The sequence below is a fragment of the Bifidobacterium avesanii genome, assembly GCF_009299475.1.
Lineage (GTDB): Bacteria > Actinomycetota > Actinomycetes > Actinomycetales > Bifidobacteriaceae > Bifidobacterium > Bifidobacterium avesanii.
In genome coordinates, this window is the sequence record NZ_WBSN01000033.1 from 1 (window position 1) to 11,541 (window position 11,541).

The following is an 11,541-nucleotide window of genomic DNA, read 5'->3' on the forward strand; positions in this document are numbered from 1 at the left end:
GCCGCCTACCTGTCCCATTACAATGGGACCCGTATCAAGAAGTCGCTGGGCTGGATGAGCCCGGTGCAATACCGCAGACACCTTGGGCTGGCGGTGTAGCCGTCCAAGAAAAAGTCCGCACCCCCCAATATGCCTCTCACACACTGGATTCGCTCAATCCATGATTTGGCAACAGTGGAATGAGCGGATCCAGTGCCGGACGGGCCCCGGCATGGATGCCCGGCACTCAACCTGCTCAATCCAGCACGGTAAAGCGCCCGATTGAGCGAATCCAGTGCGCTGCGGCCTCCAATATGCCTCTCACACACTGGATTCGCTCAATCCGCGGCCCAGCAATGATGGATTGAGCGGATTCAGTGTGCGGAAGCCGCGTTGGCGGGCACGGAACGGGGCTCCGATCAGGGATGACCGGAGGGCACGATCGGCCCGTCAATCACTACATGTGTGTGAACTGCGGCCGCCGCCGCACTACATATGGTTATCCACGATTTGTGGATAACTGTGCATAAGTCGGTGAGAATTGCTGGGCGCCACTCAATCATCCACAAGTTATCCACCGGTTTTGCCCTGCTTGCCCACCGTTTTGGTGTGCATATCCACGGCTTATCCCCGAGTTGTCCACAGACTTGCCCACATATTGTGGATAATCACACGCGTGTAATTTGCGCATCCCAGTGGATGACTGGTTTGCGCGGAATGACCAGCGCGCCGAGCAGCCAACACATCAGCCAGCCCGGAGGCCGCGCAGCGCAATCAGCCCCGAGCCAACCCCGCAATCCGATCACAGCAGCGACCCCGCCAAGCCGCCCAGCGGGTTGCCCAGATCGCACGCCACGCACACCGCGACCGTCGCCACGCACACGATCGTCCCGTACACCCCCATGCGCGCGCCGATCGACCGGCCGCGCAGCGCCTTCAGCCCGGACGTGAGCAGCAGCGCGAGCACGCCGCCCACCACGAATCCGCCCACGTGCGCCTCCCACGCGATGCCCGGCACCACCAGCGGCATGGCGAAGTTGATCGCCATCCACACCAGCATCGAGCGGATGTCCGCACCCACGCGGCGGAACACCACCAGCATCGCGGCGAACAGGCCGAACAGCGCGCCGGAAGCGCCGTACGCCGCCGTCAGCCAGCCGGCCCCGGACGGCAGGAGCGCCGCCGCGACCATGAGCCCCATACCGCCGCCCACGCCGGAAATCAGGTACATCGCCAGAAACGGCCAGTGCCCCAGCAGCCGCTCCAGCAGCGGCCCGACGCACCACAGGGTGAGCATGTTGAACAGCACGTGCATGATGCCCGGCTCGTGCAGGAACATCGAGGTGAGGAACGTCCACGGACGCGCCATGGCCGTGAGCGGGCTGAACATGCCGAAGGACAGCATGGCGTTGAGCGCGGAGGGCGCCACGAGCCGCAGCAGGATCTCCACGGCCCACACGGCCACGCACAGCGCCATGATCGCCTCGGTGACGACCGGGCCGCCGGAGCGCCACTGGTAGGCGAGCGCGCGGCGGTTGAACAGATCGCGCGGGGAGGGGGTGTTGGGGAACAGGGTGAATCGTCCGTTACGCATACGACCACTGTAGCCGAGACGACACCGACAGCCGAGATGTACGGCATACGGGCCGCATCCGGGCGAACACGCGCACATCCAACACCCAACCGCCACAAACCACCTTCTATGATGGACTGTAGCGTTGGCTTGAACGAGCAGGCCATCGGGACATGTGACATCTGAGAAAGGAGTCGTCATGGAGAACAAGTCCTCGAACGGTTGGAAGTTCTTTGCGTTGCTCTTCGGCGCCCTGCTGGCCGCCATCGGAGCCCTGTACATCTACAAGCAGCAGAACCCGGATTACGATCCGTGGGAGGAGCCGTGGGAGAACAGCTCCTCGCCGGTCGACCTGGGTCTGGCCAAGGATGATGACAAGGCCGACGAGACCGATGCGGACGCGGAGAAGCCGGCCGAGGAGTAATCCCGATCGGATGCATTGACGTCGAGCCCCGGACGCGGCAATACGCGACCGGGGCTTTTGCATGCCCGGCCGCCGTGTCCGCCCGCCGTGTCCGCTTGCCGCGCAATCCGCGCAACTGACGGCATGCGGCTTACACGCCCGTGACATGCGTCCCTACAATGAATAGGGACAGGGCTTTATCAAACGATTGACGAGCGGGGAGAATTGTGCAAGTCTTTGAGCTGATCCTATGCATTCTGGCGGCCGTCATCGTCTCGTCGTTCGTCAGCCGCTTCATCCCCCGCGTCTCCACGCCGCTCGTGCAGATCGTGCTGGGTCTGGTGGCCGCGTACCTGCCGTTCTTCCCCAACGTGTACCTCAACCCGGAGCTGTTCATGGTGCTGTTCATCGCGCCGCTGCTCTACGAGGAGGCGCACAGCATCGACAAATCGGCGCTGCTCAAGAACATGAAGCTCTCGCTGTCGCTGGCCATCGGGCTCGCGGCGGCCACCATGGTGGCGGTCGGTTTCTCGCTCAACGCGGCGTGGTCGAGCATCTCCCTGGCGTCGGCGCTGGCATTGGGCGCGGCGCTCGGGCCCACCGACGCGGTGGCCGTGAGCTCGCTGGGCCGCGAGGCATCTCTGAGCATGCGACAGACGGCCGTGCTCAAGGGCGAATCGCTGTTCAACGACGCGACCGGCATCGTGGGCTTCCAGTTCGCCATCGCCGCGGCCACCACGGGCACGTTCCAGCTCGGCGAGGCGCTCGGCGACTTCGTCGTCTCGTTCATCGGCGGCACCGTGCTCGGCATCATCATCGGCATCTTCATCAACTGGCTGTTCGAGACCATGCGGCGCCTCGGCTGGGAGAACACCACCACGCGCATCCTCATGGAAATGTTCCTGCCGTTCCTGCTGTACATGAGCGCGGAGATGCTGCACGTCTCCGGCATTCTGTGCGTGGTGGCGTGCGGTCTGATCAGCCGCTTCGACCGCACCGGCGTGGGCCCGAACGTGGCGCGCGCCAACATCGTCTCCTCCAGCGTGTGGTCGGTGATCGCGTTCAGCCTCAACGGCACCGTGTTCATCCTGCTCGGCATGCAGCTGCCCACCGCCATGCACGCGAGCTGGGAGGACCCGACCGTGAGCAACTGGATGCTCATCGGACTCATCCTGCTCGTCACCGCCGTGGTGGTGGGCATGCGCTTCGCGTGGGTACTCACCATGCTCAGGCTCGCCAAGGACACCGAGACCGGCAAGCGCCGCCCGATCAACCGCGAGCGCCTGCGCAGCGCCGCCGTCATGACCCTGGGCGGACCCAAGGGCACCATCACCCTGTCGCTGATGTTCACGATCCCCTACTGGATCGAATACGGCGACCCGTTCCCCATGCGCAGCGACCTCATCTTCATCGCGTCCGGCGTGATCATCCTCACGCTGGTGCTGGCGAACTTCGGCCTGCCTCTGCTCGCGCCGAACCGCCACAAGGACTATTCGGCCGAGCACAACAAGATCACCATCGAGGTGCTGCGCCGCACCATCGAGGAACTCAGCGAGAAGACCACGCCGGAGAACCGCCGCGCCATGAACATGGTGATCACCTCCTACACGCAACGCATCACGCGCCTCCAGCAGAGGCTCGGCGGCCCCGATTCCAAGGACATCGACCGTCTGCAGGCGCAGGCGCTCAAGTGGGAGCACGACTACGTGGACCAGCAGCGCAAGCGCATCAAGGCGCACGAGCCGGATCCGGAGGGCGGCGAGGAGATCGCCGAGGAGGCGTGCGACCAGCTGCTCGAACAGATCTCCCGCGCGCTGGAGCATCTGGGCAGCATCGACGAGCACGAGAGCCGCGCGCATGTGGCGTGGCGTCACGTGCACCGTCGCTTCAGCTCCATGACCCGCCGCGCGCACAGCCTGGCCAAGCGCGTGGAGAACCGCCTGCGCCACACCGCGCCGCTCATCAGCGACGACGAGCTGTTCGCGCACACCCGCCGCCTGCAGGTCTCCGCGATTGACTACACGATCAACAAGCTGTACGGCGAGCTCGGCTCCGGCCGCTTCAAGACCGAGAACGTAAGCGCCATGATCCTCGACTACCAGCGCGCCAAGGCCGCCCTGCAGGCCCGCCCGAACATGGGCTACAGCGCCCGCGCGCAGAATCAGGCCGAGGAGATCAAGAAGGAAAGCTACGCGATCGAGCTGCGCATCATCCAGGACATGGCCGACGACGGCGAGATCTCGCGCGCCGAGGCCAGGAACCTCAGGCGCAACGTGTATGTGATGCAGGTGGATGCGGACTCCGGGCTATAAGCCCTACACCACAACCACCTGCATCCGTCGCGGCCTTGGCGGCCGCTCCCATCACCTACGGGAAGCCCACCGGGCTTCCCGCTTCACGGCTCAGCAGGTGGACGCGGACTCCGGGCTGTAAGCCCTACGCCACACTATCTGTGTCCCAATCCACAGCCATCTCCCAAATTGGTGGCGCTTTCGGACACAAAAAGGGCGCTTTGTGTCTCGATCCACGTCCACTCTCGGATTTGGATGCGGATCGAGACGCAAATGGCGTTCTCCGCGTCTCAAATCGCATCCAACAACGGAAATGGCGGCGGATTGAGACACAGGGAACCGTACGGACGCACGATTCAGCCGCAGCACGGCAAGCCCCACCCAGCCGAGCCCACGGCAAACCCCACACCGCCTACATCACGCCGGAGGCGATGGCGTTGGTGATGAGCCAGTCGCGCACGTCGTTGAACTCGTCGAGGCTCACCGCGTGGTCGAGGCCGCGGTAGCTCTTGGTGTTGAGCCACGTGTGCTCCTCGAGCCACGCGGCGCACGCGTACAGCTCGTACTTGGGCACCACGGACTCGTTCTTGCCGTAGCAGTAGTACACGGGCCGGTCGAGCTCGGTGAGGCGGTCGTCCGCGGGAGCCGTGCCGGGCACGCGGCCGGGGGCCAGATAGCCGGAGAACGAGACGGCCGCGCGGTAGCGTTCGGGGTTGAGGCGCAGCAGATGCACGGCGATCGTGCCGCCCTGCGAGAAGCCGATCGGCACCACGTCGCGCTCGGCGGGCACGTGCGAGGCCACCCAGTCGTCCACGGCCTTCGCGGCGGCGTACACGTCGTAGTCCATATCGTCGCCGCTCACGATGTTGTCGTGGAACCACGAATACGCGCCCGGGATGTACGTGCCGCGCGGCTTCTGCAGCGTGTACGGTCCGCGCGGGGCCACGTAGTCGTTGAAGGGCGCGATCATCTGCACCAGATCCTCGGCGTCCTCCTCGTTGGCGCCCCAGCCGTGCAGGCTCAGGATCAGCGGGCGGTTGGGCGCGGCGGAGGCGTCCCCGCGGGACATGAGCACGTGTTCGTCGTCGATCGCAAACGGATCGCCGAACCGTCCCGGCACCACGGTGGACTCGCGGCCGATCAGACCGCCAACTTCGTTGTTCTCCTCGCTCATACCAATCCACTATATTCAGCGCCGACCATTCCGCGGCCACGATTCCCGCACAGGAAACTATGACCTTCGTCACACCGGGCCGCTTCGTCGCCTATACCGTCGCCCCCGCCGTTGCCCGCTTCGCCGACATCCCGCTCGCCGATTGCCGAATAACCCCTTAAATGAACACAGTGTGCAATCTTTGTCGTTCACCTTCCGCGCCGGCGAAGTCTAAAATATGCGCTGGATATTGAGATATTGAGGAATGCTCAGGAAGTGGAAGATGACCAAGAACTCGACGCACGAATCCCGCAGCCGTCGCATGATCGCCGCAATCGCCGCCGGCGCGACGCTGCTGACGCTGGGCGCGTTCCCGATGGGCGCCATGGCCGCCGATGACACCAGCGCCAACGCCGGCACGACCACCAAGACCGACGTGAGCGTGGACGTCGACCTGCAGATCGAGGACAAGGCGCTGAGCGACGCCCTGCAGCACATTCAGGACACCAACAACCAGATCAAGCAGGACATCCAGACGCAGAAGGACCACCTCGACGAGGTCCACAGCAACATCCACGAGGACGCCGACGCGATCCGCCAGCACCACGAGCAGGTGTGGCAGGACCTGCAGAACGCGCGCGACGACATCAAGCAGACCATCGACACGGCCAACTCGGCCAAGCACCAGGCCGCCGAGAACATCCATCAGGACGTGCAGAACGGCATCGCGCACACGCAGCAGGTGCTGAACATCCTCCAGCAGTTCCACGACACGGTCTCGAAGGACATCGACGACGCGTTCCAGAACCTCCAGAACGACTGGGAGCACGCGCAGAACAACCACGACGCCATGAAGGACGCCCTGCAGAAGGAGCACGACCGTCTACAGACGAACATCGACAACGCCGTGAACCAGCTCATCAAGGACCTCAACGACGCCGGCGAGCACAACGACCAGCTCATCGCCGCCATCCAGCAGATCCACGACGCGCTCAAGCAGGACATCGACAACGTGTTCGCACAACTGGAGAAGGACCTCGACAAGGCCGGCGAGAACCACGACCAGTTCGTCTCCGACCTTCAGGAGGCGCATGACACGCTCGCGGGCGCGGTGGACGACGCGTTCTCCATCCTGCACACCGTGCACGAGATGGTGCACACGGACGCCACCGACGCGCAGCAGCACATCAAGGACCTGCTCGCGGACCTCAAGGCCGACCACGACGCCATCAAGCAGTCGCACGACGACTACGTGACCGCGCGCAAGCAGTGGCACGCCGACTTCACGCAGGCGCTGGCCGACGCGGCCAAGAACGCGGGCACGTCGCTCACCGTGCCGGCGGGCAGCACGTCCGGCACGTCATCCGATGGCACGACCACGACCGGCACGACGGACGCCGCCGCTACCGGCTCGAATGGCTCCGGCACCGACTCGAACAGCTCGACCACCGCATCCGGCAATTCCGGCGACACCTCGCTCGCGGCCCGTCTGGCCGGCACGTCCGGCGCCACGGACGAGAACACGCAGCACGCGCTGGCCACCACCGGTGCGGCCATCTCCGGCGTGTGCGTGCTGGCCCTCGTGCTGGCGGGCGTCGGCTACGCGTTCAAGCGCGGCGCCGCGGCCAAGGCCAAGCGCGGCAATCACGAAGCCGAATAGCGCAATAAGCTCAAATAGTCCAATCGGTCCAACCTGCGCCCCCCACAGTTGCAGGTTGGACCGATCAGTCGAAAATAACGGCCTGACGAGGCCAAAAAATAACGCAATCGGTCCAATCTGCCACGGAAGGTGCGCAGGTTGGACCGATTGCGTTATACGGATGCGGATGGATGGGCTGCGGGTGGAACGCGCGCGGATTAGGCGGTCAGGCGTAGATGTTGCGCGGGCGCATGTCGGCCGGCAGACCCTCCAGCAGGTGGGTGACGGAGCGCGACTCGAACACCGAGCGGATGCCGGCGGCCAGCAGCGGCGCGCAGGACAGCACGGTCATGTTCGGCAGACGCTTCGATTCGGGCACCGGCACGGTGTCCATGAGCACGATCTCGCGGGCGCCGCACTGGGACAGGCGCTCCACGGCCGGGCCGGACAGCAGGCCGTGTGTGGCCACGAGCGTGACGGACTTGGCGCCGGCGTTGCGCAGCGTGCGGACGGCCTCACAGATGGTGCCGGCGGTGTCGATCATGTCGTCCACCACCACGCAGTCGCGGCCCTGCACGTCGCCGATGATGCCGTGGGCCTCGGCGTGGTTCGGACGCGTGATGTCGCGGCTCTTGTGGATGAACGCGAGCGGCAGGTTGCCCAGACGGGCTGCCCACTGCTCGGAAACCTTGATGCGTCCGGCGTCCGGGGAGACGACGGTGGTGTTCTCCAGCGGCATGCTGTTGCGCACGTAGTCGAGCAGCACCGGCATGGCGGTGAGGTGGTCGACCGGGCCGTCGAAGAAACCCTGTTCCTGGGCGGCGTGCAGGTCCACGGTCATGATGCGGTCCGCGCCGGCCGTACGGAACAGATCGAACATGAGGCGGGCGGTAATGGGCTCGCGGCCCTGGTGCTTCTTGTCCTGACGGGAATAGCCGAAGAACGGGGCCACCACGGTGATGGAGCGGGCCGACGCGCGCTTGAGGGCGTCGATCATGATGAGCTGCTCCATGATCCACTTGTTGATCGGATCCGTGTGCGCCTGCAGCACGAACACGTCCTCGCCGCGCACCGGCTGGGCGAAGCGCACGTACATCTCGCCGTTCGCGAAGTCATATGCCGTGGTGGGGAACAGGTCGACACCCAGACAACGGGCGACCTCCTGCGCGAGCTCGGGATAGGCCCGGCCCGTCACCACCGCCAAACGCTTCTCGGGCACGCCTTCCAGGACTGCAGACATACGACCTCCGCTTCGATGTGTCTCGTTACCGCCTATTCACTATAGCCGCAGGCCCGGTCGGCGCGCAGCCGGATTCATGCAGTTGCCGCGAACCCGTTCGATATCGCGTCGAAAATCCCACATTGTGGCGGTCGCAGGGCTATTGCAGGGCTCAGGATTGCAGGACTCAGGCGGTCTGCCGACGCTTGGTGATCTTAAGCGCCACGTACACCGAGCGGATGAGCAGGAACGTGAGGTAGGCGGCGAACAGGTACTGGCCCGCCACCGGGGAGATCGCGCCGGCGATCCATGTGCCGAACGGGGTGATGCACGCCGCCACCACGCCGATGATCAGGCCGGCCTTGAAGTGCACCATCCTGCGCTTCACGTTGGCGACGGTGGTGGTGATGGAGTTCGGGAACATGGCGAGCAGCGAGGTACCGCGGGCGATGAGGTCGGACGCGCCGAAAATGATCGACAGGGACGGCACGGCCAGCGCACCGCCGCCGATGCCCAGCAGACCGGCCAGCACGCCGATCACCACGCCGAGCAGCGCCAGGCAGACGCCGGTGAGCGGGGTCATGTCGATGCTGGCGTCGCGCGAGGGCGTGAAGATGAGCTGGTTCACGATCACGAACACGAGGAAGGCCACGAACGCCCAGCGCAGCACGAGCTCGGGCAGCTTGGACAGCAGCCAGCTGCCGATCTGCCCGCCGAAGAACATGCCGCAGAACAGCAGCAGCGCGGCCAGCCAGTCCACGTTGCCGTTGAGCGCGTAGGCGACCACGCCGGAGACGGACGTGGGGATGATGGCCAGCATGGACGTGGCGGCCGCGTGGCGCTGCGTGAGTCCCAGCCAGACCAGCGCCGGCACGATGATGGTGCCGCCGCCGATGCCGAACAGGCCGGACAGCACGCCCACGAGCACGCCCACCACGACCAGCACCGCGATGCCGCGCGGCGATTCGTCCAGTTTGTTTTCCTCTTCCATTTCCACTCCCGCTTCCGCCATGGTTCAGCCACCTCACGCGTTTGCTCTGCGTTTTGCGTTTTGTCGGACAGCCCCAGTCTAGCCTTGCGTGGTGTCTCGGCGGCCCGTTGGTCCGACCGGCAAACCGGCTCGGCGGATTCCGTTATGGACGTCCCGGCCATACATCCACCTGCCACACACCCACCGGCCAGACATGCCCCGCGGCCAGACATGCCCCTCGACCGCGCACACTTCGATCGCAGACACCTCGACTGCGCACATCTCAGTCACGCACACTTCGGTCGCGCACACCTCGGTCACACACGTTCTGGTCATACACTCCCCGCACTCCCCGCGGTCACCGTGCGCCTCGGTCATGGGCCAGACAAAAGAGAACCCGGCAGGTGGGAAAGCCTGCCGGGCAGAGAAAGGAGAGAAGAAGAAGAAAGGATTCTGTTATCGGGGCTGCGACCCCGGCCAGTGGATGCTGCCTTCCGCTGACATAAGACAGTAAAGCAGCTCTTCCTGAGCGCATGGGTCGTGTTTCCTGAAAGAAGTCTGGGAACCTGAGGGAAGATGGCCCGCACGGCAGGGAACGCGCGCGGTACACTGAGGGAAGCTACTGCCGCAAGCGCAACGCGCGATCATCCAGCTCGAAGGAGAACCATGCTGCTGTCCGACCATGACATTCTGGCCGCCCACGACGAGGGGCATATCTCGCTTGACCCGTGGACTCCGAAAATGGTGCAGCCGGCGTCGATCGACGTGCGTCTCGACCGGTTCTTCCGCCTGTTCAACAATCATGCGTACACGTACGTGGACCCGGCCGAGAATCAGGGCGCGCTGACCGAACAGTTCGAAGTGCGGCCCGACGAACCGTGGATCCTGCATCCGGGCGAGTTCGCGCTCGGCTCCACGTGGGAGTACGTGAAGCTCGACGCCACGATCGCCGCGCGTCTCGAGGGCAAGAGCTCGCTGGGCCGACTGGGCATCCTCACGCATTCCACGGCCGGCTTCATCGACCCCGGATTCGAGGGGCACATCACGCTGGAGCTCAGCAACGTCTCCACGCTGCCGGTGAAGCTGTGGCCGGGCATGAAGATCGGTCAGATGTGCTTCTTCCAGCTCAGCTCCCCCGCCGAGCACCCGTATGGCTCCAAGGGCGTGGGCTCGCATTATCAGGGCCAGCGCGGACCGACGCCGAGCCGCAGCTACGTCAACTTCTACAAGGCCGAAATCAACGACTAACCACCTGCCCGGCCGGCCTTTTGACCGGCCTGTTGACCGACCCACCGGCCTTCCCACCTACCAGCCCTCTCACCGGCTGGCTTTCTCACCGGCCCGGTCTTCTCACCGGCCCGGTCTTCCCGCCGGCCTTTCCACCGGCCTTTTGACCGGCCCGGTCTTCTCATCAGCCGGCCCTCTCATCAGCCGGCCCTCTCACCGGCCGTTCATCTTTCCGGCTGGCTAGCCCGCTGTTGGGCCCACTGATTCCGTCGTTCGTTCCAACCCGCATCCCTCTTGCGGCGGATTGGAACGAACGACGGATCCGGCCCCGGATGCGAGCGTCACCATAGGGCGATCGTTCCAATCTACGACAATACGGGCGCGGACTGGAACAAACGAGACGCTCGCGCGCAACTCACTCAACCCGCCTGATGCCCGACGTCTGATGGACGTGCGCCAATCCTGTGCGCCCATTGCGGCGGCCGTTACCCGTATCTCGCCGCCTGCTTTGTAACGGATTTACAGAAAGTGCTGCTAGGACGTCGCTTTGCTGTCTGTTTTGTAAATTCGTTACAGAACAGGCGGCAAACGGCACCGTTCAGCGTCATTTCTGTAAATCCGTTACAAAACATGCAGTGGGAGGACGTGCCCGACGTCTGTTCTGTAACGGTTTTACAAAACAGACGCCGGGCACGCCGGATTGAGCGGATCCGGTGCGTAAGGGGCCGGAACGGGCCGGTCACGCACTGGATCCGCTCAACTTGCGCAGTGAGTGCAGTGGATTGAGCGAATCCAGTGTGGGGAAACAATGGGGAAAACGTAGGAAGAACGGGAACGCAGAAAAACCGCAAGAAAAACAGGAACGCAGAGAGTGCATAGCAGCCCGCCATGCACTCAAGTTGCTCAATCCGCGCGCCCATCACAACACAATGAGCGAATCCAGTGCGCTGGAGGCCGGAACGGGGGTGCGGACGAAAAGTTGGACGCTTTGGCGTCCGGATTGGAGTCCGCAATGTACCGCAAGGACGTCAAGCGCATGGTCGTCGGCCTGTTCTACGACGACCGCATCAACGCGCCCGAGATCATC

At 64.5% G+C, this 11,541-nt stretch carries 9 protein-coding genes; 5 read left to right on the forward strand and 4 right to left on the reverse strand.

What is annotated here, in order from left to right; genetic code table 11:
* A partial coding sequence (locus DSM100685_RS10345) for an IS3 family transposase (protein ID WP_152350281.1) occupies positions 1-99 on the forward strand: 99 nt, incomplete at its 5' end.
* A gap of 682 nt (positions 100-781) precedes the next feature.
* On the opposite strand, the gene DSM100685_RS10350 is transcribed toward DSM100685_RS10345, so the two are convergent.
* Positions 782-1,573 carry a rhomboid family intramembrane serine protease gene (locus DSM100685_RS10350; RefSeq protein ID WP_152351260.1) on the reverse strand — a complete coding sequence of 264 codons (792 nt, stop codon included), beginning with the start codon at positions 1,571-1,573 and terminating at the stop codon, positions 782-784.
* A gap of 178 nt (positions 1,574-1,751) precedes the next feature.
* On the opposite strand from DSM100685_RS10350, the gene DSM100685_RS10355 reads away from it, so the two are divergent.
* Entirely contained in the window at positions 1,752-1,976 is a 225-nt protein-coding gene (locus tag DSM100685_RS10355; protein ID WP_152351261.1) for a hypothetical protein, read from the forward strand.
* A 206-nt stretch (positions 1,977-2,182) separates the two neighbouring features.
* On the forward strand, positions 2,183-4,267 hold the full coding sequence (locus tag DSM100685_RS10360; RefSeq protein WP_152351262.1) for a cation:proton antiporter: 2,085 nt from the start codon (positions 2,183-2,185) through the stop codon (positions 4,265-4,267).
* Positions 4,268-4,658: 391 nt separating this feature from the next.
* Here DSM100685_RS10360 and DSM100685_RS10365 read toward each other — a convergent pair whose 3' ends face one another.
* Positions 4,659-5,420 (reverse strand): alpha/beta hydrolase, encoded by a 762-nt coding sequence (locus DSM100685_RS10365; RefSeq protein WP_152351263.1) that lies wholly within the window; start codon positions 5,418-5,420, stop codon positions 4,659-4,661.
* Positions 5,421-5,682: 262 nt separating this feature from the next.
* Between DSM100685_RS10365 and DSM100685_RS10370 the strand changes: the two genes are divergently transcribed.
* Positions 5,683-7,059 (forward strand): hypothetical protein, encoded by a 1,377-nt coding sequence (locus DSM100685_RS10370; RefSeq protein WP_152351264.1) that lies wholly within the window; start codon positions 5,683-5,685, stop codon positions 7,057-7,059.
* Positions 7,060-7,264: 205 nt separating this feature from the next.
* Here the strand turns inward: DSM100685_RS10370 and DSM100685_RS10375 are convergent, their stop codons facing one another.
* Positions 7,265-8,278 carry a ribose-phosphate diphosphokinase gene (locus DSM100685_RS10375; RefSeq protein ID WP_152351265.1) on the reverse strand — a complete coding sequence of 338 codons (1,014 nt, stop codon included), beginning with the start codon at positions 8,276-8,278 and terminating at the stop codon, positions 7,265-7,267.
* 166 nt (positions 8,279-8,444) lie between these two features.
* Positions 8,445-9,248, reverse strand: a complete 804-nt coding sequence (locus DSM100685_RS10380) for a sulfite exporter TauE/SafE family protein (RefSeq protein WP_239512754.1) — start codon at positions 9,246-9,248, stop codon at positions 8,445-8,447.
* Positions 9,249-9,893: 645 nt separating this feature from the next.
* Here DSM100685_RS10380 and dcd point away from each other — a divergent pair.
* The gene (gene dcd / locus DSM100685_RS10385) at positions 9,894-10,475 is read left to right on the forward strand and encodes a dCTP deaminase (RefSeq protein ID WP_152351267.1); all 582 of its coding nucleotides are present in this window, start codon (positions 9,894-9,896) and stop codon (positions 10,473-10,475) included.
* Positions 10,476-11,541 lie beyond the last annotated feature (1,066 nt).

Bases quoted from the DNA above. Each gene is read 5' to 3' on its own strand.
- DSM100685_RS10350 (WP_152351260.1), bottom strand. From the start codon at position 1,573: ATGCGTAACGGACGATTCACCCTGTTCCCCAACACCCCCTCCCCGCGC.
- dcd (WP_152351267.1), top strand. From the start codon at position 9,894: ATGCTGCTGTCCGACCATGACATTCTGGCCGCCCACGACGAGGGGCAT.
- DSM100685_RS10375 (WP_152351265.1), bottom strand. From the start codon at position 8,278: ATGTCTGCAGTCCTGGAAGGCGTGCCCGAGAAGCGTTTGGCGGTGGTG.
- DSM100685_RS10380 (WP_239512754.1), bottom strand. From the start codon at position 9,248: ATGGAAGAGGAAAACAAACTGGACGAATCGCCGCGCGGCATCGCGGTG.
- DSM100685_RS10355 (WP_152351261.1), top strand. From the start codon at position 1,752: ATGGAGAACAAGTCCTCGAACGGTTGGAAGTTCTTTGCGTTGCTCTTC.
- DSM100685_RS10365 (WP_152351263.1), bottom strand. From the start codon at position 5,420: ATGAGCGAGGAGAACAACGAAGTTGGCGGTCTGATCGGCCGCGAGTCC.
- DSM100685_RS10370 (WP_152351264.1), top strand. From the start codon at position 5,683: ATGACCAAGAACTCGACGCACGAATCCCGCAGCCGTCGCATGATCGCC.